This window comes from Spirosoma taeanense (genome assembly GCF_013127955.1).
Lineage (GTDB): Bacteria > Bacteroidota > Bacteroidia > Cytophagales > Spirosomataceae > Spirosoma > Spirosoma taeanense.
Map to the genome: position 1 here is coordinate 3,059,868 of NZ_CP053435.1, position 25,111 is coordinate 3,084,978.

The 25,111-nt window shown below is 51.3% G+C and carries 16 protein-coding genes and 1 tRNA gene; 6 read left to right on the forward strand and 11 right to left on the reverse strand.

The genetic code is table 11. The annotated features are described in order from the left end of the window. Positions 1-20: 20 nt before the first annotated feature. Positions 21-1,103 (reverse strand): magnesium/cobalt transporter CorA, encoded by a 1,083-nt coding sequence (corA, locus tag HNV11_RS12875; protein WP_171740050.1) that lies wholly within the window; start codon positions 1,101-1,103, stop codon positions 21-23. 222 nt (positions 1,104-1,325) lie between these two features. Between corA and HNV11_RS12880 the strand changes: the two genes are divergently transcribed. Together HNV11_RS12880 and HNV11_RS12885 are read left to right on the forward strand one after the other, a co-directional pair. Further along, the gene (locus tag HNV11_RS12880) at positions 1,326-1,763 is read left to right on the forward strand and encodes a DUF882 domain-containing protein (RefSeq protein WP_171740051.1); all 438 of its coding nucleotides are present in this window, start codon (positions 1,326-1,328) and stop codon (positions 1,761-1,763) included. A gap of 47 nt (positions 1,764-1,810) precedes the next feature. Then, positions 1,811-2,446 carry a DNA-3-methyladenine glycosylase family protein gene (locus HNV11_RS12885; protein WP_171740052.1) on the forward strand — a complete coding sequence of 212 codons (636 nt, stop codon included), beginning with the start codon at positions 1,811-1,813 and terminating at the stop codon, positions 2,444-2,446. Here the strand turns inward: HNV11_RS12885 and HNV11_RS12890 are convergent. The 5 genes from HNV11_RS12890 to purL all read right to left on the reverse strand — a co-directional run bounded on the left by HNV11_RS12890 (position 2,433) and on the right by purL (position 7,834). Beyond that, positions 2,433-3,821, reverse strand: a complete 1,389-nt coding sequence (locus HNV11_RS12890; protein WP_171740053.1) for a DUF4403 family protein — start codon at positions 3,819-3,821, stop codon at positions 2,433-2,435. The genes HNV11_RS12885 and HNV11_RS12890 overlap by 14 nt on opposite strands. A 55-nt stretch (positions 3,822-3,876) precedes the next feature. Next, on the reverse strand, positions 3,877-4,026 hold the full coding sequence (locus HNV11_RS12895) for a FeoB-associated Cys-rich membrane protein (protein ID WP_171740054.1): 150 nt from the start codon (positions 4,024-4,026) through the stop codon (positions 3,877-3,879). A gap of 101 nt (positions 4,027-4,127) precedes the next feature. Continuing rightward, positions 4,128-4,676, reverse strand: a complete 549-nt coding sequence (locus HNV11_RS12900; protein ID WP_171740055.1) for a YfiT family bacillithiol transferase — start codon at positions 4,674-4,676, stop codon at positions 4,128-4,130. A gap of 75 nt (positions 4,677-4,751) precedes the next feature. After that, entirely contained in the window at positions 4,752-5,564 is an 813-nt protein-coding gene (locus HNV11_RS12905; RefSeq protein WP_171740056.1) for an inositol monophosphatase family protein, read from the reverse strand. A 41-nt stretch (positions 5,565-5,605) separates the two neighbouring features. Beyond that, the gene (gene purL / locus HNV11_RS12910; protein WP_171740057.1) at positions 5,606-7,834 is read right to left on the reverse strand and encodes a phosphoribosylformylglycinamidine synthase subunit PurL; all 2,229 of its coding nucleotides are present in this window, start codon (positions 7,832-7,834) and stop codon (positions 5,606-5,608) included. A gap of 196 nt (positions 7,835-8,030) precedes the next feature. Between purL and HNV11_RS12915 the strand changes: the two genes are divergently transcribed. Continuing rightward, a tRNA-Ser gene (locus HNV11_RS12915) sits at positions 8,031-8,115 on the forward strand. Between the two features lie 74 nt (positions 8,116-8,189). Next, entirely contained in the window at positions 8,190-10,157 is a 1,968-nt protein-coding gene (locus tag HNV11_RS12920; RefSeq protein ID WP_171740058.1) for a DUF262 domain-containing protein, read from the forward strand. A gap of 589 nt (positions 10,158-10,746) precedes the next feature. Here HNV11_RS12920 and HNV11_RS12925 read toward each other — a convergent pair. The 5 genes from HNV11_RS12925 to HNV11_RS12945 form a co-directional block, all read right to left on the reverse strand. Further along, positions 10,747-17,148 carry a LamG-like jellyroll fold domain-containing protein gene (locus tag HNV11_RS12925; protein WP_171740059.1) on the reverse strand — a complete coding sequence of 2,134 codons (6,402 nt, stop codon included), beginning with the start codon at positions 17,146-17,148 and terminating at the stop codon, positions 10,747-10,749. Positions 17,149-17,565: 417 nt separating this feature from the next. Beyond that, entirely contained in the window at positions 17,566-20,325 is a 2,760-nt protein-coding gene (locus HNV11_RS12930) for a response regulator (protein ID WP_171740060.1), read from the reverse strand. Between the two features lie 301 nt (positions 20,326-20,626). Further along, a complete protein-coding gene (locus HNV11_RS12935; RefSeq protein ID WP_171740061.1) occupies positions 20,627-21,391 on the reverse strand; it encodes a DUF5958 family protein in 765 nt (254 codons plus the stop codon). Between the two features lie 109 nt (positions 21,392-21,500). Further along, positions 21,501-21,692: a hypothetical protein gene (locus HNV11_RS12940; protein ID WP_171740062.1), complete on the reverse strand. Its 192-nt coding sequence runs from the start codon at positions 21,690-21,692 to the stop codon at positions 21,501-21,503. Positions 21,693-21,711: 19 nt separating this feature from the next. After that, positions 21,712-22,095, reverse strand: coding sequence for a LytTR family DNA-binding domain-containing protein (locus HNV11_RS12945; RefSeq protein WP_171740063.1), 384 nt, complete (start codon positions 22,093-22,095; stop codon positions 21,712-21,714). Between the two features lie 251 nt (positions 22,096-22,346). Here HNV11_RS12945 and HNV11_RS12950 point away from each other — a divergent pair, with 251 nt between their 5' ends. Together HNV11_RS12950 and HNV11_RS12955 are read left to right on the forward strand one after the other, a co-directional pair. Continuing rightward, entirely contained in the window at positions 22,347-23,072 is a 726-nt protein-coding gene (locus HNV11_RS12950) for a DUF72 domain-containing protein (RefSeq protein ID WP_171740064.1), read from the forward strand. Positions 23,073-24,617: 1,545 nt separating this feature from the next. Beyond that, a complete protein-coding gene (locus HNV11_RS12955) occupies positions 24,618-25,097 on the forward strand; it encodes a hypothetical protein (RefSeq protein WP_171740065.1) in 480 nt (159 codons plus the stop codon). Positions 25,098-25,111 lie beyond the last annotated feature (14 nt).

A 25,111-nucleotide genomic window follows, 5' to 3' on the forward strand; every position in this document is an offset into this window, starting at 1 on the left:
GGTGTAAGGACTCTCGCCTACTACATCCAGCCGCGTCGTTTAAAGTAAATTACCTCGCCGATGGCAATACCGGTCATCGCTACGAGCACCCAAAAATAGCCGGTTCGGCTATGAAGTTCGGGCATGTTGTCAAAATTCATTCCGTAAATACCGGCAATGAACGTCAGCGGAATAAAGATTGCCGAAACAATGGTGAGCGTTTTCATGACCGAGTTCATGCGGTTGCTCACGATGGAATAATACACATCCATCAGGCCCGCAATGAGTTCTCGGTAGGATTCCAGCGTTTCAACGACCTGATTGACATGATCGGCCAGATCGCGCAGGTAGGGCAGCGTCGTTGGCTGAATTAGGTCCGATTCTTCACGTAACAGCGTACTGATCATATCCCGGAGCGGAGAAACCGTCCGACGAATAAAGGCCAGTTCGCGCTTGAGTGCGTACAACGTTGCCAGCGTCTGCTGGTTTGCCCGCTCCTTCACAATCTCCTCCTCAACCTCGTCGATCTTATCCCCGACGCGCTCGGTTATCAGAAAATAATGGTCCACAATAACGTCCATCAGCGCATACAGCAGGTAATCGGCCCCATTACGTCGGGTCTTGCCCGAAGAGGCTTTGATCCGATCAATGACCGGCGCGAAAATGTCGCTTGTTCGTTCTTCCTGAAAGGAAATCAGGTAATTCCGGCCCAGCACCAGACTCACATGCTCAACGTCAATAAGCTGCCGCTGACGACTGTGGTGCAGCATTTTGAGCGTTACGTAAACCACCGTGTCGTCATACAGGTCAATCTTGGGTTTCTGCAGGGTGTTCACTACGTCTTCGAGCAGCAGCGGGTGCAACCGATACTGCTGCCCCAGAGCGGCCACTACGTTGGGTTCATGGATACCGTCCACGTCAATCCAGTTGACATAGGGCGTACCGGACTTCGGCAGCCGACAGGCGCTTAGCTTACTGCTTTCGTCAATATGGTACTCCGCTTCGTTGTATTCGATGCGTTTGATTTTTGTCTCGTGCTTAATTTCCTCGCCTACGTACGTAAGCGTACCGGGCGATGTGCCGAGGGTTTTCTCGGCCGAGGGATAATGTCGGCGTCTGGCCATGCAGTTCTTGCGGTTCGGGTTTAAAGCGGGCCCGTAAACATACGATACACGTAAAGCTGCTCTTTTCCGGAACGCATCCGGAGCAGGCATAAACAACTACTTTTCCTTGCCGCCGAATGTTCAGAAAATTCGGTTTACGCCCACCCTGGCACCTTACCCCACCGATTCTGAATAATACCCGTTACGTAAAGCCACTTTCCCGCGTCTTCCTATATTGCCCGCATGAAAATCGTTCTGATAACCCTGCTGATAATATTCACCCTGCTGGTCGTTTATCGTCAGATCAGCTACTCACAGCTATCGCCCGCCGTTCGGGAAAAAGAACGCCAGGTAGCGACAGCCCTCACACAACGGGGCCTTTCGCCTAGCTACATCCTTATTTCCGGTTACCGGCCACCCTGGCTCAATCGCCTGATGCCGCTTTCGGCCCGAAAGAGCGTTCACCAGCAGGGACAAGCGATTGATCTGTTTATATTCGACATCAACCGCGATGACCGCTGGAACCGCGCCGACACCGACCTGATGGCCCGACTCCTCGATTCGCTCGACCGGAAGCACCCCGACACTCGAGGGGGCGTCGGTTTGTACTATGGGCATCTGTTTTCTAAACGGATGGTGCATTTTGATGTATCGGGACGACACCGCCACTGGAACTACTGAAGCCCATCCGCCAAAGAACCTTATCTTTAGGGGTTACCAAGCCGAATATGTCTTTCACTGCTCCTGCCCTGCTGCATCTCGCTCAGGACCCGACCATGGCCCGGATCATCGCCGAAACGCCCGCGCCCAAACTCTTCAGCGACTACGCCGACGACGTGTACATCGCCCTGCTCGAAAGCATTGTCTCGCAGCAGATTTCCGTAAAGGCCGCCGACGCAATTTTCGGCCGACTGTGTAGTCTGTTTCCCAACAACTATCCCAGCGCCGACGCCCTGCTGAACCTGTCATTTGATGATCTGCGCAGCGTGGGATTGTCGGGGCAGAAAGCGAAGTACATTCAGAGCGTCGCCGATTTTTCGCTGCTGCACCCCATGGACCGGGCGCACCTGGACCCCATGACCGACGAGGAGATAGTTCAGTACCTGACCCCCATCAAAGGTGTTGGCCGCTGGACGGTGGAGATGCTGCTCATGTTCGTGCTGGACCGCCCCGACGTGTTTCCGATTGACGATCTGGTGATTCGCCAGCGGATCATGCGGGCTTATCCCGACCGAACGGAAGGACTCACGGGCAAAGCTCTGTACCGGGTGCTGCACGAAATCGCCGAGCCCTGGCGCCCCTACCGCACCACTGCCTGCCGGTATCTCTGGCGCTGGAAACCAAATGGCCCTACAATTTCTTGATCAGCACCGCCACCTTCGACTCCACCTTGATCAGCACCTGAATCCCATCGGGCCGAATCACGATCCGCTGCGGCACCAGCCGGAAACCCTCCAGATCCAGATCGGTTTTCTTTCCGGCCTTGCCCCGCGCAAAAGCCGTTTCAATGATGTTGGGCAGTCGGGCAATCTGCCGGTTCAGGGGAACCACCAGCACCGACTGTAACGTATCGCGCAGGTGGTCGTGCAGTAGCCAGTCGGCCGTCGACAGCAGATACTCTTTGGTATCCACGTCAAAATCAACGTCTTTTACCCGCAGCGTATTGGTTAAGGTGTCGTACCTCGGCTGACCGTGAAAATAAAGCGTTCCGTTAACGGTACCGCCGAGTTTGGCCTCCAGAACCAACGACCGGCCACCGCCATAGATTGTTGCCTCTTTTACCTTTACCCGTCCGCCCACGAGGTCAAGTTTCTGTTTCGACATGGCCTGCTCCAGAACATGATTCAGATCAGTATAAGGAATGAAAGCCAACACCTCCAGCCGCGAGGCTTCGGGCAGCTTATTCCGGCGCAGCAGCCGGGGCAACCGTTCAAGTTCGGTAACAACCGGCTGTTCGCCGAACCGCGTATCAACCCGGAACGCAATCTGAATGGGAATCGTAATCTGTCGGCTATTGCCATAAACCGGGGCCGCAGCGATACTGAATGGCCGGGGAATGATCCAGATTTCTTCGGGCTTTTTACTGATGCGCAGCGGTTTCTGCAAATCCCGCCAGACACGCCGGACGTGCTTGTCCAGACGTAATTCGCTATGAACGGCCTTATCAATGGCGGCTTCAATGTCGGCTTTTCGTTTGTTGAGCAGGGTTTCAGCCAGTCGGGTAATGCCAAAATCGACGCCCAGCAGCCGAACTGTCGGGCGTTTAATCCACTCGTAATTTTCGAATCGGGAACGCGTCGTTAGCCGCCAGTTGGAGCCGACCGCCAGCGGAGACACAAAGTTGACCGAAAGGGCGCACAACTGACGGTGTTTCCGGTTCTTGCTCAGGCCAAGCGGGTTGGTGTACATAACGCGCAACGGAGCCGAAAACGACACCCTGCCGCTTGTATAGCGAATCCGCACACGGCCCGTTCGCTCGACCCGCAGCCGCCAGGCTTGCCCCTTTTTTCCCTGAAAGGTTTCTTCGGAAACCAGTATGGGGTTTAGTGACTGGTTAATTTTACGCTCCAGGTCCCGAATCTGAAACGTAATATTACCCGCCACAAAAGATACCGGGTCGGGAATGGCTGGCTCAAACTCTTCAGCAACAGGCGCTTTCGGGCCTTCGCGCTTACAGTTAACCGCGCCGGCCAGAGCCAGTAAAACAAATAAAAATCCGATAGTTCGTTGAGGGTTCATTTCAACATGAAACTATCGGATTATCAAAATGTTAGCCTACTAAAAATGTAGGCTTTTATCTAGATTTCGTAATTGCTTTTGTATCAGTCGCACAGCCGCATCCTTTGCCGCAACCCGCCTGTTTTTTAGCAAAGTTGCGGTAAACGCGGCTGCCCAGATAACCGATGGCAACGGCAAAGATGACGAAGATGATCAACTCCTGCATACCCGTATCGACAAACGCTCAGCCCCCGTCTTTTCGGATGAAACACGCTTATCGCGGCAATGGGTTCCGGGTCGGTGCCGATTCTCGGGTTAGACCTGGCGTTACGTAGTGTGCTCCAGCCAGCCTTCACGGGCAGCCAGCCGATAAATATGCTGATAGTGGTGTTCGCCATGCCAGGCATACATGCCGATCACTTCCGAAAGCGGCACCATGCGCTGCGTGGCCGGGTGAAAATACGTCCGCAGCAACTGCGTTTCGGTGAGCGAATCCAGCAGCGTCACCCAGCGCTGGTGCAGATTGCGCAGAATAACCAGGGAAAGGGCTACGTCGAGCTGAGAATCGGGCAGTTTGGCCCACTCCCCTTCTTCGTAGGGCTTAATGGTCGGATTATCTTCCGTCAGAGCCAGCTTCGTGCGTACGTAGGCGTTGATATGGCTGTCGGCGATGTGATGTACCAGTTGCCGAACAGTCCAGCCTTCGGGCCGGTAGGGCGTATCCAGCCGCTCGTCGCCCCATTTCCCAACCAGCTCGGTCAGTTTAATCGGCAGCTTGTCTATTTCGGCAATATGCGCTCTGGTTTCGCCGAGCGGAATCGGGGTTCCGTAGTCGAACCTCCCGATGGGATACCGAAGAACATCAAGGTCCTGCATGGTGTATAAAACAGTTATGGATTGAGGTTTATCGTTACCGATTCAGAGTGCCCCGGCGAAGCCACCCGCAGCCTTCTAAACCGCCGACGACTCCCAATAGCCCTGAATCACCTGCATCAGTTCCGGATGAATGCCGCAACTGGCCACAACATCGCCCCGGAACAGGAAGTCGTCGCCCCCGCCGAAATCCGTTACGATCCCGCCCGCTTCCTGAACCAGCAGCACCCCGGCGGCCATGTCCCACGAGTTGAGGTTGTACTCGTAAAAAGCCTCAAACCGCCCGGCCGCTACGTACGCCAGGTCAATGGCCGCCGAGCCCATCCGGCGCAGGCCATGCGTCTGCTGCATCAGCAGCTCCAGAATCTGCAGGTACTTCTGCATCTGATCGAAGCGGTAGTACGGGAACCCCGTTGCAATCAGGCTTTCGTGCAGCTGCGTCGCGGGCGACACCTGAATCTGTTCGCCGTTGCAGTAGGCGCCCCCGCCCTGCCAGGCCGAAAAGCACTCATTCCGGTTTGGATCAAATACCACCCCGGCAATGGGCGTCTTGCCTTCCGCCAGCCCGATACTGACCGAGAATACGGGCAGCCCATGAATGAAGTTGGCCGTGCCGTCGAGTGGGTCAATGATCCAGTTCAGCATCGACAAATCAGCTTCCTGACCAGTTGTGCCTTCTTCGGTAATGAATCCCGCTTCGGGCAGCAGCCGGCTGAGTCGCTCGACCAGTTGCTTCTCGGTTTCTTTATCTACGTAAGAGACTAAATTGTTCAGCCCTTTATATTCAATGGCCTCTCGTTTGAACAGGCTGCGTTCCTGAAGCAGAAACGCGCCGGCTTCGGTGGCAATCGAGCAGATTTCCCGCGTGAGCGTGGCTAAATCCTGGGTCATAATGTATTCATTCAGAGAGTATAGGCCGTGCAAACGGCGCGTTATGCCATTATATTCCCCAGCGCGTTGTCATACAGATCCTTCGCCTGAGCGGTGGTCATAACCACATTCTCGTCAATGACAAAATCGCCGTTCGTTACGATACCCAGCCGCGTAAAGACGTTATACCCTTCGTCCAGATACGCTTCGACGTAATGCAGTTTTTCGGGCGAGACCGAGACCACCACCCGGCTCTGACTTTCGCCGAACAGGAAGGCGTCGGTGCGGTAACGGTCGTTGGTGTCAATCGCAAACCCTTTGTTGCCCGCCATCGCCGACTCCGCCAGCGTTACGAACAGACCGCCATCCGATACGTCGTGCGCCGACTGAATCCAGCCGTTACGGATCATGGTCTTGATGCCTTCCTGCACGCGCCACTCGGTTTCGAACTCAAAATACGGCGCGGGCGAGGCTTTGACGCCCTTGTAGGAGTAAAGATACTCCGACGAAGCAATATCGTCCGTCGAGGGGCCAACGAGGTAAATCCAGTCGCCTTCGTTCTTGAAGTCCAGCGTCATGCGCTGAGTAGGGTCTTCCATCAGCCCCAGCATGCCGATGGTGGGCGTCGGGAACACCGGCCCGTCGTCGGAGCTTTGGTTGTAGAAGCTGACGTTACCACCCGTAACCGGCGTACTGAACCGGCGGCAGGCTTCGCCCATACCCTGCACGGCCTCCACAAACTGCCAGTACACTTCCGGCACGTACGGATTGCCAAAGTTGAGGTTGTTCGTTACGGCCAGCGGCTCGCCACCCGAGCAGACGATGTTGCGGCAGGCTTCGGCCACAGCAATCATCGCGCCCTGACGCGGGTTGGCGTTTACGTACCGGCTATTGCAGTCTACCGTAATGACAATTGATTTGTTTGTTCCCTTTACCCGCACGACGGCCGCGTCGGAGGGGGCGTTGGTGCTGCGGTTGGCGGTGCCGACCATCGAGTCGTACTGTTCATATACCCACCGCCGGGAGCAGATGTTCGGGTGGGCCAGCAGATGCCGGGCAACTTTCGCAATCTCGTCCGTTTCGACGTCATCCACGTCCGACGGGTCGAATTTGGCGAACTCCTGAATATAGGCAGGTTCGCGGTATTCGCGGTGGTACTGCGGAGCGCCCCCGCCCAGCACGAGGTCATACGCCGGTACATCGGCGACAAGCTCACCGTGGCGGTAAAAATGCAGTCGCTGCGTATCGGTCACCTCGCCGATCTGGGCGCAGTTCAGGTCCCACTTGTCGAAGATGGCCTGAATGATATGTTCTTTTCCTTTTTCGATAACCACCAGCATTCGCTCCTGCGACTCCGAGAGCAGAATCTCGAAGGGAGCCATGTTGGGCTGGCGGGTCGGCACCAGGTCGAGGTCGATAATCATGCCATGCTCGCCTTTTGCACTCATCTCCGAGGTCGAGCAGATGATTCCGGCCGCGCCCATGTCCTGAATCCCGACGACGTAACCCGTCGCGATGATTTCGAGGGTGGCTTCGAGCAGCAGCTTTTCCATGAACGGGTCGCCAACCTGTACGGCGGGCAGCTTGTCGGTCGAAGCCGCCGTAATATCTTCCGATGCGAACGTAGCGCCGTGGATACCGTCCTTACCCGTCGCCGAACCAACGATAAACACTGGGTTGCCAACGCCGTAGCTGGTGGCTTTGGCTACGTTACCGACTTCCACAATCCCCGCCGAGAAGGCGTTGACGAGCGGGTTGGTATTATAGGACTCGTCGAAGAACAGCTCTCCGCCAACGGTCGGGATGCCGAACGCGTTGCCGTAGTCGCCAATGCCTTTCACGACGCCCCGCAGCAGCCGCTTGGTTTTCGCCAGCTTCAGATCGCCGAAGCGCAGGGAGTTGAGCTGGGCAATGGGCCGGGCACCCATCGTAAAAATATCCCGGTTGATACCACCGACGCCCGTGGCGGCTCCCTGGTAGGGTTCGAGCGCCGAGGGGTGGTTGTGCGATTCGATCTTGAACGAGCAGGCCAGTCCATCCCCGATATCGACCAGCCCGGCGTTTTCTTCCCCGGCCTTGGCCAGCATCCGGTCGGAGTCGCGGGGCAGGGTTTTGAGCCACACGATCGAGTTCTTATACGAGCAGTGCTCCGACCACATGACCGAGAAAATGCTCAGTTCGGTGAAGTTCGGCTGACGGCCCAGTATCTGATTAATGCGATCGTATTCGTCGGGGAGCAGGCCCAGCTTGCGGGCGGTTTCAACAGTCGGGAGAGATTCGATAGCGTCCATGCGTTTGAATTAGTGAATCAGCGAATGAGTGATTGAGCGGGTAAGGGGCGACGTAAACCGTTCACCAGAAGCAAATCGCACAATCACTCATTCACAAACTCGCTCATTGAATATGAGGCAAAACTACGGTTTTTGGCCTAAAATGCCCGGCGGTGGGTTGACAAATCTCAAAACGCTCGTATATTTGTGCCCACAAAGAGGGATGGCAGAGTGGTCGATTGCGTCGGTCTTGAAAACCGAAGACTGTAACAGGTCCGGGGGTTCGAATCCCTCTCCCTCTGCTAGTTTTAACTAAAAAGCTCAAAATGAACGTTTTGAGCTTTTTTTTGCATTTAGACTATTTTTTCCCTTCTATATGGACTCACAACTACAATCTATCTCCAAGCTTTTTACAGAAAGGTTATATAGAATTCCAGATTATCAAAGAGGATATGCTTGGGGGGAAAAGCAATTGAAAGACTATTGGAGTGACATACAACAGTTGGAAGAAGGCAAAAATCATTATATTGGGGTATTAACTTTAGAAGCAGTTTCAAAGCTAAGCTTCGATCAATGGCTTGACGACAAATGGATAATTGAGTCTAAAAGCTTTACCCCATATTATGTTGTAGATGGCCAACAACGTTTAACTACAACAGTGATATTAATTCAAGCTATTACAGAACTAACATTAGGGACAAATAAACTTAATTACACCAGTATTGAAGAAATAAGAAAGAAATTTATATATGATTCAAAAGATGAAGGCATATCAAGATCATACATATTTGGTTACGAAAAAGACAACCCAAGCTATGAGTTTCTTAAGAATAAGATTTTTCAAGAAACTAGTAATAGCGGGTACATAGGTGAGGAAACTATCTATACCTTAAATTTAGAATATGCAAGAAGTTTTTTCATTGAAAAACTAAGGGAACTTTCAGTTGAAGAAGTTGAAAAGATTTACAAAAAGATAACTCAGAATTTACTATTCAATACTTATACTATTTCAAGCGACATAGATGTATTTGTTGCGTTTGAAACAATGAATAATAGAGGCAAACCCTTATCTAATTTAGAATTATTAAAAAATAGATTGATTTATATATCAACTAAATTTAATGCAAGTGATTACGAAAAAGAAAAATTACGAAGAGTAATAAATGACTGTTGGAAATCATTGTACCACTTTTTGGGCAAAAATAAGAAAAAGCCTTTAAATGATGATTTATTCTTATCAAACCATTTCTTCATGTATTTTGGTAAAGAGGTAAAGAAAGAAAAACAAGAGGATATTATTAATAGACGAATAGCCAACGTTTATAGAGACACCTATGTAGATTACTTATTGGAAACGAAGTTCACAACTAAAAATATCATCAATGTATCTAGCTCTAGTGCCCTGACATTAAACGACGTTTATAAATACTCAGAAAGCTTACAAAGTACGATCAAGATTTGGTACGATTTCTTTAACCCTCTTCAGAGTACTATTTTTCTAGAAGAGGAAAAGTATCTACTTGACAAATTAAACAGAGTTGGCATTAAGTTATTTTTACCACTATTGACATTATTTTACAGTAAAAACCCAACCAAGAAGGAGTCTATAAAATTTCTTGAATTACTTGAAAGATATTATTTTATAAGTTCTATAACAGGACCTAGATTTAGTATTGGCCAAAGCGAAATTTATTATTACACACTTCACTTTTGTAATAGGAGAAGTGTCATTTCATCCATCATTAATTTTTACGAAGAAAGAATAGCGTCTATTACTGAAGATCCAGAGAAGTTCCAAGATATATTAATTGAAAGATTTAACATGCGTAGCTTCTATGGCTGGGATGCTATTAGGTACTTCTTATATGAATATGAGCAGAGTTTGAGACTTAAGTCTAAAACATCCCACGATAAACTATTATGGGATGTTTTAGACTTACCGATTAGTAATGAGGATTTCATAACGGTAGAGCATATATATCCACAAGAAAGTAGTAAAGAATGTTGGAATATTATTAACAAAAGATTTAGACCTAAAGAAAGAAAAATACTTGTTAATTCTTTAGGCAATTTACTTCCACTGTCAAAGCCTAAAAACTCAAGTTTGCAAAATGAATGTTTTAGTTCAAAAGTTGATTCAAAGGGTACTATTGGATATAGGTATGGGTCTTTTTCAGAAAATCAAGTTTCTGCATATAAAGATTGGACTGCCGAGACCATTTTGGATAGAGGGCTAAAAATGTTAGATTTTATGGAGGAAAATTGGGGATTACCTTTAGGTACAAGGGATAGAAAGGTTCAATTACTAGGTTTGAAATTTGTTGAAAAGCAACCATCAATATAATAGCTTAACATGTACGATCACAATATTTACAAATATTGTGATCGTACGTCTCATTTACCTCTGAGACGCCTTGCGGCCTTAGCACATCTATAGCAACAGAAAGCGGAGTCCATACGTATGCTTTCGTACCTACAATTACAATGTAGGCAAGCCTTTTGATAGTACACTCGCCTTCCCCTTCGTTCAGCTAGTTTGTAATTGAAACTTCGTACTGGTTTGATTTTTGTTTGTTCTTCCATTCTGGTTAAAAGTTAAAGTGAAATTTGGACTCGATAATCCTTCGAAAAGCCTCCCCTAAGCCTCACATAAGCCTTTGTAAATCCTTCGATATACTGGCAAAAGCCTCGTTAAAGCCTACGAAAAGCCACGTTTTAGCTTATACGGTACTTTTGCTGTATCATTTGATTGAAGTCTTTGAAATCAGCGTACAACTCTGGCCGATCGTTCACCAAGAGGGAATCAACTGGTGGAGGCTATGACGCCGGCTGGGGCGATCTTAACCGCACGGCCTGGCTAACGATCAACGCGAACAGGCCCCGACATCACTGCCGGGGCCTGTTCTACATCACAAAAACTTTAATTTAAATCACTACTCTTTCTTCAGCACTTTGATACTCTGCTGACGGCCGTTGCTGACCGCCCGCAGCACATATAGGCCTGAGGGCTGAGCATCGATCGTCCAATCAACCCACTGCTCACCAGCAGCCTGCTCCCAGCTTTGCTGCTGAACCGCATGGCCCCGCATATCCACTAGCTCTACTGTGAGTCGCTGACCGCCAGCACCCAACACGCGGGCCCGCAGCTGACCACCTTCAAGCGGGTTCGCCATCAATTGTATACTCAGCTCGGGCTGCTCCTCAGCCGCTACCCGACCACCGGGCACGGTGCCGCACTGACCTAACTTATCGCCCTTGGCCAGGTGAGCCGCTACCGCGTTTTCATCCACGCAGAGCTGATTCCAGGGATTTTTATCGCTGCCCGTCTTCTGGCAGATTATCACCTTGTCGTTCTTGCTGCCGCAGCGCACGTCCACCATCTTCACCGATACAACGCTCGTGCTCTGCACACAGCCCCGGGCGTCGGTGATGGTCACGCTGTAGTCCCCAGCCACTGTTACCACCAGCGAGGACCCCGTCGAGCCATTGCTCCACTTATAGCTGTAAGGCGCTGTGCCTCCACTCACCGTTGGCTTGTAGGCCAGACTCTGAGGACCGTAGCCCACATAGATCGTGTTGGGCTCCGCCCCAGCCCCGATGGGGTTCACACTGGGTAGGGTCGCGCTCAGGGACGCATTGATAACCACTGTGCCGCTACACTGCGACTGATTACCACTCTGGTCGGTCACCGTCCACTGAATCGTGCTGGTGCCCACCTGAAACACACCACTGGCATCGCTGCCCGTGCCGCTGCGGGTAGTGGCCCCGCTAATGACATAGCTCACCGAAGCAATTCCGCAGTTATCCGAAGTCACTAAAGCTGGAATCTGGTAGGTATTGTTAGCAGCAAAGCAATGTTTCACCTCATCTGCCGGGCAGGTAGTGACTGGCTTGCTCTTGTCTTCCACCGTCACCACGGCAGTGGCTGTGCTCTGGTTGCCGTGAATATCGGTCACCGTCAGGGTAACCGTGTTCTGGCCCAGATTGACGCAGTCGAAGCTAGTCTTGTCCAGACTCATTGACTGGATACCGCAGGCATCCGAAGAGTTGTTGTTGAGCTGGCTGGCAGTGACGGCAGCCTTACCCGCAGCGTCGAGCTGCACCGTCAGGTTCTGGGCTTTCGCCAGGGGCTTTTCCTTGTCCTCTACTACGATCGTCTGCGTTACGTTCGTTGCCGCAATGCCGTTGGCATCGGTCACGCTCCAGACGATGGTCGTCTTGCCCACGGGGTAGGCATCGGTCAGGGCTTTGCTGTCACTGCGCACACCAGAGGGAGCGCCCACCGAGCAGTTGTCGGTTGCCGAAGCCGAGACGGCGACCGTAGCGCTACACTGACCGGCATCGGTAGCAACGGTCTTGTCGCCATTGGGGGTGATGACCGGAGCCGTCTTATCTTCTACCGTGACTACAGCCTCCGCCGTAGCGCTGTTTCCGCTGGCATCTGTCACCGTTAGCGTGACGGAATTAGGTCCCAGGTTTGAGCAGTCAAAACTGGTCTTGTCCAGGCTCAGCTTGAGGCTGGCTGCGTCAGTACAGTTATCTGAGGAGCCGTTGTTGACCTGAGTCGCCATGATGCTGGCCTTTCCGGTAGCGTCGAGTTGCAGCGTCAGGTTCTGTACTGCTACTACCGGCTTCTGCTCGTCTTGGGCCGTCAACGTAACGGCTTTCCCGATGCTGTTGCCGACCTCATCTTTAGCCGTGATGGTTATAGGATGGGTCTGACCCGGGGCCGAGTTGAGACTTGTCCCGGCAGCCGGGCTTTGGGTAAAGCTCACTTTGCTGCAGTTGTCGCTGCCCGTCAGACCCGCCAGCAGATCCGGCACCGCAAAGCTGCATCCTGCCAGCAGGCTAACCGTGCGGTCGGCCGGGGCGTTGAACGTTGGGGCTGTCTTGTCCTCTACCGTAACAGTCGTGTTCTGACTGCTCTTTGCACCCCGGGCGTCGGTGACGGTAAAGACTACATTGGTAACGCCAAGAGCATAGGGCCCAGCGGGCAGAACACTGAACGTCAGCGCATCATTATCGGGATCAGACGAACCGTTGTCGAAAGCCGCTGCCGTAGCTGTACTCTGGCAATTCGCACCGGCCGGAACGACCAGCGGTTTAGCCACCGCCACCGGCGCTTTATTGCAGGAAAACTGGGGGTCGGTCACGGTGATGGTGACCTGCACACTGGTTGACTTCCCGTTGACATCGGTAGCCGATACGGTGATGGTGTTCTCACCGAGGTTGCTGCAGTCGAAGCTGGACTTGCTGAGTTGCAGACTGGCTACGCCACAGTTATCCGAATAGGCGGTTACCACATCACTAACCTGGATGGTGGCCGAACCGGCAACCAACGCCACGGTCTTGTTAACTGCCGTCAGCGTGGGGGCAATGTTATCGACCACAGTAACCTTAGCCACGGCCGACGAGCTGAGTCCTGCCGCATCCGATACGGTCAGGGTAACGCTGTTCACCCCGGTCCCCAACTGCTGAATAACCCCGGGCGCCACGAATGACTGGTAGCCGGTCATGTTGAACAGGGTACCATCATTCTTGCTGGGCGACTTATCCTTCACTTTGGTACTGCCCGGACCATCCTCAAAATCATAGTAGGCAAACAGGCCGTATTCGTTACCCGAAAGCGACTTATTCTTGAAGGTGTTGATATCGGCAGCGCTTCGGGCTACACTCCAGATCCGCACTTCATCCATCTGCCCTTTCAGATAAGGATCGGGATACTGCGATCGGCCAATGTAATTATTATTGGTAATGCCGCCATTCAGGCTGTTCGGGGTCAGCTTCATGACATTATTTGTACCGACCACATTCCCATCAATGTACATGGTACCGATTACACTGTTGCTCGACACCTGCTTCAACACGACAGCAACGTGATGCCAGCCTGTCGGCATAGCCATGTTGGAAGTAATGAGTTCTTCGTTACTGGCTCCTGCGATAGTAATGGCAAATCGCGGGTTGCCGGCATTGGGTGCCCGGTTTGACGCCGGGGTAAAGAACATGTTCACATTCGTATTATTACCAAAGTCCATGAATCGTGACCAGGCTCCGTTGTTCTGGTAGTTCACCCAGGCTTCAAATGTAAAATTGGTCAGCCCTTTAACCACGCCGGCGGGTAAGGTAAAATAACCGCCCGGATTGGTGCCGTTGAAGGCCAGGGCATAGTTAGCCGGATTACAACCGAACGTGGTGTTCGAAACGGCTTTGTTCGTAATGCCCTGATCATCCGTGCTGCCCCCGTCAATATCATCCGGCGTGATGGAGGCCTTGCCATTGGCATCCAGCGCAATGGTGATGTCTCTGGCCACCGCCACCGGAGGCTGGTTGGCCTTGCCCACCACCGAGAACACACCCGGTGTATTGCTCACGGAATAGTTCGTCAGCTTATTATTGGGATCAGCCAGCGTGGCCGTGATGGGGTAGCCTTCTTCTTTGGCTTCGCTGTTCTTGTCCGCCGTAGTGCTGTAGGTAACGCTGATGCCGTCTGAAGGAATGAGACCGGTTACCGTACCGGTCAGGGGCGGGTTGTCCTGACCGTAATTTTTGGTTTTGTTATCAACCACAATCGTCAGCGGGGCCTGGCTAATGGTGATGGTAGCCGTACCGCCCGCATTGGTGTAGTTGCCGCTGGCATCGGTGAAACTCCAGGCTGCACTACCCCCTGGCACATTGGTGAAGCTTTCCCCCAGGTTCAGGCCGGTTAGTGTTTCTCCTTTTACCCCTTTGGCAGTGCCGGTGGCCCCGTGCGCCTGACCGTCGTACACGCCGGTGTAGCCAGCCACGTCAACGGTGGGGTTCGCTTTGTTGATTTGCAGGGTTACTTTGGTGCGGTTCGGGTTAACGCATCCGTTGACGGCTGCCTGCGCGTAGTAAGTGTACGTACCGGCGTTGGTAGCTGTTGGGCTAACGGGGTCTCCGTCTGCGGGCGCTGAAAAGTACTGCACCGTTGCGCCGTTACCTACCGCAGCGGTTGCCGTCTGCTGACTGCCGTTATAAGTGAAGGTGTTTGATGCATCATTAACCAATGGCGCTTCCGTTGCATTCTGCACGGTAACCGTGGTTTGGCAATTGGCCGTAGCTCCCAGTGGGTCAGTAACTGTGAGCGTCACCGTTGTTGTACCGACGGCAAAAGGTCCGGCCGGCAAAACCGAGTAGGTTAGGTTACCACCCTCAGGATCAGAAGAACCATTACTGAAGTCCTGCGCGTTGACCATCGCCGTACAACCCGGACCATTGGCCGCTACGGTAACCGGTTTACAAACAGCCGTGGGTGCCTTATTAGGATTCGGGTCCTCCAGTGTAATGTCATTGCTTCCTGCATTATACTTAATTATATACTTTGTACCGCCCAGTGTGATCGTCGCATTGTTAGGTGCCGATGTAAATGTTCCGAATGTGGCATCGGTACCGTCGTTTTCCAGAATTTTGATTGGGACGGCCAGTCTTGACACCGTGCCCCCCACCAGCGTCGCCCCATTAATATTAGCTGAACCATTTACAACAAGCTGGTCATGGTTAATACAGGCAACACCATCGGCAATATCAATGGTCAAGGCAGAACCACTTCCCATAGACAGATTTCCATTGATGGTCAGGCAGCCCGCGCCATTACCCGGCGCTATGCCGCCACCAGCGCTACACGTTACGGCTCCGTTCAGCGTACCTGTGCCGATGATTTTACCTCCATTTGAAGTAAATCCACCTGAGGAAGTAACGGAATACCCGCTTACATCCCAGGCTCCATTGGATATAGTAATTAAATTAAACCCATTGGCTACAGATAGGGATGGTATTAATAACTTACCCGACGGTTTGGCCATATAGAGTTGGGGAATTCTCCCAGTTCCGCTGATGGTCTGATCACCACTGCCTGTCAGTTGTAGTCTGGCCAGCGCCGTATTGTTAGAGCCGGTTGGAGCCCACCCATCAGGGTCATTGGCAATCACATCCCCTTCTACCAGTAGTGAATTCCCACTCGAAGAGATTGTGTTGAAAACCATAGTGCCGATTGCCGTAATGGTCAGGTCATTGAGAATCTTCAGGTTATTACTTATGAAGACACTGCCAGCCAACTCTACATCTTGTACATCACCCTGATAAGCCAGTGTAGTGCCTGTAAATATTAACCTGCTGTTGGCGTTGCTGGCCGATAGAATGTGGGCCGAAGCCGAACCACTAAGCCGCCCACTAACCTCCAGATCAGTGGCCAGCAGTACATTGCCACCGCTTTTGCTTACATTCAGTTGCGGCAGAACAGCTTTGGAACCCGTGCTGCTGATAATCTGATCACCACCACCGACTAGATTCAGCGTGGCCTGGGCTGTGTTGTTGGTGCCGGTAGCTCCCCAGCCATTAAGGTCATTAGCCATCACGTTGCCACCTACTAACAGGGCACCCCCACCGCCGGATAGTGTGCTTGTGATGATGGTGTTGACTGATGTAAGGGTCAACTCATTTAGAACCGTAAAGTTAGTACTGAGGCCAATACCGCCATTGCCGGTTATTTCTACGTTCTCTACGTCACCCTCATAGGCCAGTGTTGTCTGTGTGAGCAGTAACCTGCTGTTGGCGTTACTGGCCGACCGGATGTGGGCCGAAGCCGAACCATTTAGCTGCCTGCTGACCTCCAAATCATTAGCTAACAGCACATTGCCCATGTTTTTGTTTACAATCAGATAAGTCAGAACCGCCTTTGAGCCGGTAGTGCTTCGGATGGTCTGATCACCACTACCTACCAGACTTAGGGTTGATAAGGCGGTATTGTTGCTACCAGTCTCCTGCCACCCATTAGGGTCATTGACAATCACATCCCCCTCTACCAGTAGCGAATTCCCACTCGAAGAGATTGTGTTGAAAACCATAGTGCCGATTGCCGTAATGGTCAGGTCATTGAGAATCTTCAGGTTATTACTTATGAAGATACTGCCATCAATTTCCGCCTTGTAAACAGGAGCCCGCGAAGCAAGGGTCACACCTCCTTTGAAGAGGACAAGTCCTGTTCCTGCATTGAAGTCCTCTACACCGGCAACAGTAAAATTTACGGAAATAGTGATCGTAGATGCCCCCTGGAAAACAGTACCACCGTATTCAGCTGCTGTAGCAATACCCTGTATGGTGGGGTTGACATCTATTGTACAGTTAGCACTGGATGTACCGTTGAATACAGCCCGATCTGCTGAGCCCGGTACAGAAGCCGGACTCCAGTTGGCTGCAGTGCTCCATTTACCATCGCCACTCCCGTTTGTCCAAACTTTGTCAATAGCATAGGCCGGGAGTTGGGAAATTAAAGTTAGTGCCAGCGCTATGATCCGGATGGTTTTGGCAATGGGCAAAGGAAATCTGGTTGGGCCGCTGTGCGGAGAACTAGTGTACAACATAGCTCTGCTGCCACTCAGCAGTGAAGCAATCTGATGTGTGTAAATATTATTCATACAAAGCATTTGGTTAGTTTTACGATGCCAGAAGCAGCCATTGCCAAGTATTGGCGGGCTTACCGCTGCTCCATTACAAAGCACGTCCACTTGCCCTTCACCAGCGTATCAAACTATATACATAGCCGTATTAAGACATACATCAGCGTGTCAATCATACTACACCAGCGTGTCAAGTGGCAAAGGCTACCCAACAATAGCCACCTTCCTGCGTTTCCACGCGCCTTGAGTGAGCCATCAGGCCACCAAAAGATCGGGCTGCTCTCCAGTTGAGAGCAGCCCGATCTTTTGGCAACATCCTGACAGAAACAGAAGGACTCAGAAGTAGTCCGAGGGGCTTTTGCCAAACTGCTTTTTGTAGCTGGTCGAGAAATGGTTTGCCTGACGAAAGCCCACCAACTGCGCCAGTTGTTTGACGCTGGACACCTCCCGATCTTCCAGAAGCTGGCGGGCACGCTGGAAGCGGGCTTCCGTGATGTACTGGGTGGGCGTCAGCCCCGTCAGCCGCTTTACTTCCCGAAATAGGGTGCTCCGGCTCACGGCTATGTCATCGGCCAGCCTCTCGGCGGTCAGGTTCGCGTTGCTCAGTTGAGCAAACGTGGCAGTTTCCAGTTTTTCCAGCCACGCCATATCGGCAGCAGATACGGTCTGACCAGATTCTCTCTCAACTGCAGTAGCCCACGCACCTGTTCGCACTTCTTCCTGGCTCGAAACCTGCCTCTGTCGTTCTTTCTGGTTGGCTAGGAGACTGGTAATCCGGGCTATCAACTCCTCTTCGTCGAAAGGTTTGAGCAGGTAATCGTCGACGCCAATCCGCAACGCCCGCAGTTTATCCGTTTTATCAGCCCGGGCAGTCAGCATGACTACTGGAATAAGCCGAAAGATATCACTGGTTTTTAGGGAATCAAGAAGCTGAAAGCCGTCCATCAGGGGCATCATTACGTCTGTGATGATGAGCGAAGGCAGCTTGTCGGCCTGCGTCAGCTGTTGCAGGGCCTCCTGCCCATTCTCAGCCGTCAGTAGTGTGAATCGGGGCTGCAGGATCATCGTCAGGTAGTCCCGAAGATGCGGATTATCTTCCACTACCAGTATCGTATCGCCGGAAGCTGCGCTCTCCCAAACAGGCGGAATTAGTCCGGTCGGCGCCCCTTGAGGCTCATCCGGACCAGCCTCAAGCTCAGGCACGCTGGCCGACGTTTCCTGCCACGGTAATTCCAGAAAAAATGTAGTACCCTGCCCCCATTGGCTTTCGACCCAGAGTTTGCCCTGCATCGTGCGTACGTATTCCTGACAGAGTGCCAGTCCAATACCCGTACCGCCTTCAATGACTGTATCGGTCCGGTTAGTTTGAAAGTACCGATCAAACACGTAAGGCAGATCGTCGGGATGAATACCCCGGCCTGTGTCGCTTACCCACAACCGAAGTTTTCCGTCATGCGTGCCTACCCCCAGGACTATGGCATCGCCAGCCTGCGTCACTTTAAAGGCATTTGACAATAAATTATTAAGTACTTTACGCAGTTTGTCAGTGTCCAGCTCAACGGTTAGTGACTCCGGAGCATCATACGTAAGTGTAAAAGCTACGTCGCGGTAGTAAGCAAGTGACTCAAAATTGGCCACAATGAGCCGCACCATATTACTGAGCTGTACCGGCTGCAGCGCTACCGCTATTTTACCAGCTTCCAGCTTGCTCAGGTCCAGAATTTCGTTGACCAGTTCCAGTAATTGCCGGGCGTTACGCCGGGCCAGCCGAATCAGCTTAGCATCTGAGGCATCCAGCCGCTGGCGGTTCAGCACACTGCTGAGCGGTCCCAGAATCAGGGTAAGGGGCGTGCGCAATTCGTGCGATACATTAGCAAAGAAGTGCGTCTTCATCTGATCGACCCGCTGTAGTTGCTCCGCCTGCCTTTCGATCACCTTCATCTGACGGCCGATGGCCCGGCGGTTTTTGAGCTGGTGATAAAACGCAATACCCCCCGTAATCAGCAACAGGCTTATCAGCACAATCACACTAACCAGATATCGTTGCTGCTGCCGCTGCTGCAAAAGCAGCCGATCTTTTTCCTTTGTCTGAAAGGTAGCCTCCCACTGAGCCAGGCTGACCGAGTTCTGAGTCTGGTATTGGTGGGTGACAGATGAATACTCTTTCTCCAGGTAAGCCAACGCACCGGCTACATCGCCCATACGTTTCCGATTGGCGTAATGCCTGAGGTTCGTTGAGGGGACATAGCTTTTGTGCCGGGCCATCAGAGCATACAGCGAGTCCAGCCGGGGAAGTAATGACTTCGCCTTATCGAACTGACCATTGTCCACGTAAAAATCATAAAGGGCATTCAGCACGTTGTCCTCCTGGATCGCTTCACCCGTAAGCTGACTGACTCTGAGCGCTGTTTGATACAGGTGCTGAAGACCAGCCCGGCTTTCGCCAAGTGGAAGCGCCGATGAAAGTATATAGATACGCCCCAGGACACGAGGCATTGGTCGCCGGGCCAGCAGGCCCGTGATCTTCAGCATATAGGCCGCCTGCCGATCATGCTGCCGGGCGTCTTCATAGTTCATCGCCAGGGCCATCATTTCCTGGGCTATCTGAACCGTATCGTGCTGACTGATGGCTATGGCCAGCGCCGACTCATGGTACGGAATGGCTTTCAGTGAAGCGCCGAAATAAACGCGCCGGTTCAGATTACCCAGCAGCGAAAGGGCCTGCATCTCGAGTACCCGATCATGCTCCTGTCTGGCCAGTTCGAGTGCTTCCTGAGCGGTCGCGTAGGTAGCGGGAAAATCGCTTTCCTGCCCAAATAGGCTGCGTGAAAGCGACAGCCGGGCCCAGCCCCGGAAGATATTCAGCGAGTCGGCCAGCTGACCCGCCTGCCGGGCAATCGTTTCGGCCAGCCGATACTCACTATATGCATTATGAAAGTTTGCCTGCTGTATCCACAACATGACCAGCCGGGTATTCCGCTCCGGGCCGACAGTCGCTTTTAACCGGTTCAGCACCTGTTGATTACAGGCGTATGAACTGGATGCCCGCAGGTCTGCAAAAGGCTTTATCCAGGTCTGCGGTCGGGGATTATGCATCCAGAATTCGGTTTCCGGACAGGTCAAATACGTCGGCGCTGAATACCTATGTAACCAGTTGGCTAACCGGTTGATTTGCTCAGATGTCGCCGGCCGAACCTTGGTTGGCGTTACAGCTCCCCATAAACTGGCCAGACTCTTGCTGTCAGCCGACTGAGCCAGAGAATTTGTCGAAAAAAACCCAATAAAAAGTTTAACTCCGAACAGGAATAAAGTAGTCGGTAAATGTTTAATCAAGCGGGCAATCTTTATGTAACCTGAAAGTTAGCTAAAAAATCTTAATATAGTATTAGTTACCAAGTCAGTGCAGCCCGGTATTGTACGTTTTCCGGAGATGTCTTTCGACCACCTCCCAAACTAGTCGCCTTGCCTGTTCCTTTTCCAGCTTATACTGTTTTGATAGTGCCTTCGCTAATGAATCACTTAGTAGCCATATCGCCCGCGAATTTTTGTAAATGGTGTTTTCCAGAAAGCCGGTAATCATCTCATTGTATGTAACAAAATCAAAATGAGTTTGAACGGCAGGAACAGGCTCGGGCTCCGCTAGTTTTGCCTTTCGCCCATGATGCTCCTGATACCATAGCTTAGCCAGACTGGCAAACTCACTTCGGAAACCGGGGTTGTTATAGATTTCGTCAATCAATTCGTGATGTCGCGTCAGTATCTGCTGCACGGTTTCGCTGTTCGACAAATCCTGATACCACCAACTGGTCAAGCCTCCGCTTTCCAGGGAATAACACCGCTGGTAGGCCATTTTGAACAGGTCAAGCAGCAGGCCATAAGACTGGTCAATTGCGCCTTTGGACGTACGTATGCGCAATACCTTTTTAAGCCCGGAGAACCTGATGATCAGAAAAGGAGCATCGTCATTCACCGAAGCGGTGGATGCATTAAGCGATTCAATTTCGGCCTCCGTAGGCTTCAATGGATGCAATAAATTTTCGATATACCATAACCAACTCATTTTTCTGGCTTCATCCAGTTGACTGAATCGGGTAAGCAGGTTTTCTTTCGAATAGATGCCCTGCCCAAACTGAACAATTGCGATTTCTTCTTCCAATTCCATGGTCTGATTAAATAAAAGAAGCCTGCGTTCGTTGCGCTTTTCTCTGGAAGTACTTCAAAACCGGCGTAACGTGCCATTGCATTAAGTCGTTAAACGCCCCCCTCTTCGCTCAGGCCGCCCGAACCCGCCGACGTTCAGCTGATGGGTGACCAGGAAGGGTGTTCTGACCACCGGTATAATAGGTAAAAAACGAAGTGAAGAGGGTTATACTGAGCACCAGGCTAAATTTGAACAGCGAGGCCGGAAGCCTGGTCAGCCAGGCGATCCGGAGCCAGAGACAAACCCGATAACAGAACCCCATGTTCCAGTTGACGTACCGGTCAAAAGCATTGAAGCTGATGGTAAATGGCTCCCCACCGCCGACGCGAGACAGGCAGAGCCTCCCCGGTTGTCAGGTACACCAGTCCCCCCTGATCGGTCCGCTCCAGATGATGAACGTAATACCGGTTGACCAGGCAGTTACGGTGCAGGCGGATAAAGCATTCCGGTGGCAGTTTGGCCACATAGTAATTTAGCGGTCGGGGCAGGAGCATCCGCTGACCATCGGCCCAGTTGAGCCAGCTATAATTAGCCTCGGCCTGTGCATATAGCAGATCCATTACCTGAAATGACTGCCGCCCTGTATCCCGGGTATAGACTTTGATCGGTGGCCAGTGCAGCAGGGGCGTGGTCCGACCAAAAACAGCAGAAACCCCCTGAACCATCGTCCGTAAACGTTAGCGGCTTTTCTATTCAAATTGATCAATCAAACGTAACTGAATAGACCTAATCTGTCTATAAGATTAGGTATGAACCGGCGGTTTTTGCGGATGAGCGCTGACGGTTGATTGACGTATTACGTAATGAGGAGTAAGGGTGATACTTAGACGCCGTTAATTTTACGAACTAACAAACGGTCCGGTTCTTTGCCCGTTAAGACATAAACCTCATTGAAATCGGGCAACTTTCTCTTCTTATGGGTATTCACATTGGCACCTCGGGCTGGAGCTACGACCACTGGCAGGGCGTTCTGTACCCCTACCCGACGCCGGTTCATGACCGGCTCGGCTACTACGTCCAGCGTTTCCGGACCGTTGAGCTCAACAGCAGTTTTTACCGCTGGCCCAAACAGGCCACCTTTGCGAGCTGGCGGCAGCGACTGCCCGAGGGGTTCCAGCTGACGGTTAAAGCCCCCCGGGGCCTGACCCACGCCAAGAAGCTGTATGCACCCGAACGCTGGATGGACCGGATCAGCGTCTGCTGGCATGAACTGCTCGACAAGCGGGCCGTGCTTCTGGTGCAGCTGGCTCCCCAGCAGGTCTGTGATTATAATCGGCTGGCTTATTTCCTGAATCAGGTTCCGCACTGGATGCGGGTGGCGGTAGAGTTCCGGCACTCCAGCTGGCATAATGAAGCGATTTTCGGCCTGCTCGAACAACATCAGGCGGCTTACTGCATCATGAGCGGAGCCCACCTCCCCTGCGTACTGCGAGCCACCGCTCCGTTTGTGTATGTACGGCTGCACGGGCCGGATACCGAGTACCTGTACGGGGGCTCTTATTCCGAAACCGATCTGCGCTGGTGGGCCGACCGAATCCGGGAGTGGGCGGGCATGGGCAAAGACGTCTATGTATATTTCAACAACGACGGTGGGGGCCACGCCGTACGAAACGCCGAGACGCTCCGGTGGCTGCTTTCCTAAGGTAGTAGTGGCTTACTGGTGAACTTCATCGAACTAGGATTCAGGCGCACCGCTCCGGTGCGCCTGAATCCTGCTCAAGAAAGACATCATTGACTGCTACATCGAACGGCTATTGACGACCAGAGCCAGATCAACCCATTCAATGCCAGCGCGAATATCCGGCCGGTGTGCGTCGATCCGGAAATTTTCGCCCTTGGAAAGCCCGGAGCCAATATGGCGATCAGACCCGGTAATTTAGTAACGCCCAGAAATGGAATCAGGTAAGCAGGATACCCAATTTTCTGAACCCTTCACCAGCCAGCGGAACCGCCAGAATATCTGGAATGGCTGTGCCAAGCATGATTGCTGCAAACAGAGCAGGGAATACTCAATAGGCACCTTTTACCGTTTTTAAGGCTTCCGATTTTTGCAGCCTGATCCGGTAACTGGCTGAATTATAGAACTACGCTTGTGCTTCTGTCAGAAATAATACCTGCTTAAACGCTCTTTTAGAGTAGGCAAAACCGTCAATTCACGGGACCGAGTTCGGCCTTCTTTCCGCCCATGTGCAGCCATTTTAAAGAATTCATTTTAGCGATTTCGGATAACGGCTTCAGGCGGTGGATCTGATCACGCATTCTATTGGTTTTAAAGCCGGCTGGGCAGCGGACTTACCAAAAGGTTATTAATTAATCAGAAGCGTAATTTAATAGATTTTTGTAAAATGGCAACGTCCGCCATATAAGTCATTAATCAGTCAATATCAATTCAGATGAATTCAGGCTCTTTACTTCGCCGGATGGCTTTATGGTACATCGAAGCATTAAGCAGGTAATAGTAAGTCTTGCTACAGCGAATGCAGATTGGTATTTACGGGCGCTACTGATTTTAGAAAGAATTTAAACCGGCTAATTGAGTCGGCAACAATTATCTATAAAAAAGCTGGGTACTATCGTCTGATAAAAAAGACGCATCCTCTCCCAACAGGCTAGAAAGGCTACGCAGGCGTCTGCGCTACAGAATTAGCAGCCATATTTTTTATTCTGTCCGAAATCCCAGGCGTCAATTAATGGCTATTTCATAGGTTTCAGCGTAGTATCCACAAACAACAAATTTAGCCTCATCATATTTCCAGTTCGACTTTTGCAGACAGGTAATCATTTCCGACGAATCACGTCGCCACAAAAATTAAAAATTCGCTCACAAAAATTTCGATAGTAATTCGTTTATATCAGAATCATACCATTAAGTCAAATTTTTAAAAAAAGGACATCCAACATCAAACAAGTCTAACCTATCAATAGATAACTAACTTATTGTCAACTAATTATAGGCACACCTTAAGCCCTCGATAAAGTATTATTAAAGTGAATATGAACCAGAAATTTCTGGACAAAACGCTGCTTTATTTATTAAGACAGGATTAGCTCTATCCTTGTTTTACAACTGTTTCAGCTTAGGGTACTGAACAGAAAATTCTAATCTGCAACTTATATAATTTTATATTGTTACTTGACACAACTTAGATATTCAGTAAGTTTGTACCGTATTTTCACATAAAAGACTATGAAAGCGAAAGAAATCCGTTTTTTCAAAATTGAGGATAACAGCGAACAGAAGCCTAAAGTACAAGCTAAACCAGCTACTATTACGGGCTATATTTCGACAGGAGGCAAAATAGTATTTCCCGCAAAATCGGTTAAGCAATTAAATTTCGATCCGGAAACTACTCGCTTTAAGGTTGGCGTACAGCAGGGCAAGCGGAAGATAAAATCGCTTTTTCTTGTCCCAGCGGACGATCAGTCGGAAGCATTTGACCTGATAAAAGCCGCGAAAAGTTACACCATCGCTCTGGCGCTCATTCTGCAAAAAAGCGGTATTGATTACGCCAATACTAAATATAGCTTCACGGTAAAGCCGTTTGAATATGAAGCAGGCGTAACGGGTTACGAACTGCAATTAGACGACCAGTCGCCAAAAGCGGAGTACACCGGTAAGCCAAGAGGTCGTAAGCGAAAAACAACAGAAAACGCAACGCAGGAATAAGTTGCTTCATTACG

Coding starts and splice junctions, on each gene's coding strand:
- HNV11_RS12885 (WP_171740052.1), top strand. CDS start 1,811: ATGTCTTTCACTGCTCCTGCCCTGCTGCATCTCGCTCAGGACCCGACC.
- HNV11_RS12895 (WP_171740054.1), bottom strand. CDS start 4,026: ATGCAGGAGTTGATCATCTTCGTCATCTTTGCCGTTGCCATCGGTTAT.
- HNV11_RS12905 (WP_171740056.1), bottom strand. CDS start 5,564: ATGACCCAGGATTTAGCCACGCTCACGCGGGAAATCTGCTCGATTGCC.
- purL (WP_171740057.1), bottom strand. CDS start 7,834: ATGGACGCTATCGAATCTCTCCCGACTGTTGAAACCGCCCGCAAGCTG.
- HNV11_RS12935 (WP_171740061.1), bottom strand. CDS start 21,391: ATGGAATTGGAAGAAGAAATCGCAATTGTTCAGTTTGGGCAGGGCATC.
- HNV11_RS12920 (WP_171740058.1), top strand. CDS start 8,190: ATGGACTCACAACTACAATCTATCTCCAAGCTTTTTACAGAAAGGTTA.
- HNV11_RS12940 (WP_171740062.1), bottom strand. CDS start 21,692: ATGGGGTTCTGTTATCGGGTTTGTCTCTGGCTCCGGATCGCCTGGCTG.
- HNV11_RS12890 (WP_171740053.1), bottom strand. CDS start 3,821: ATGAACCCTCAACGAACTATCGGATTTTTATTTGTTTTACTGGCTCTG.
- HNV11_RS12900 (WP_171740055.1), bottom strand. CDS start 4,676: ATGCAGGACCTTGATGTTCTTCGGTATCCCATCGGGAGGTTCGACTAC.
- HNV11_RS12950 (WP_171740064.1), top strand. CDS start 22,347: ATGGGTATTCACATTGGCACCTCGGGCTGGAGCTACGACCACTGGCAG.
- HNV11_RS12880 (WP_171740051.1), top strand. CDS start 1,326: ATGAAAATCGTTCTGATAACCCTGCTGATAATATTCACCCTGCTGGTC.
- HNV11_RS12930 (WP_171740060.1), bottom strand. CDS start 20,325: ATGCATAATCCCCGACCGCAGACCTGGATAAAGCCTTTTGCAGACCTG.
- HNV11_RS12955 (WP_171740065.1), top strand. CDS start 24,618: ATGAAAGCGAAAGAAATCCGTTTTTTCAAAATTGAGGATAACAGCGAA.
- corA (WP_171740050.1), bottom strand. CDS start 1,103: ATGGCCAGACGCCGACATTATCCCTCGGCCGAGAAAACCCTCGGCACA.
- HNV11_RS12945 (WP_171740063.1), bottom strand. CDS start 22,095: ATGGTTCAGGGGGTTTCTGCTGTTTTTGGTCGGACCACGCCCCTGCTG.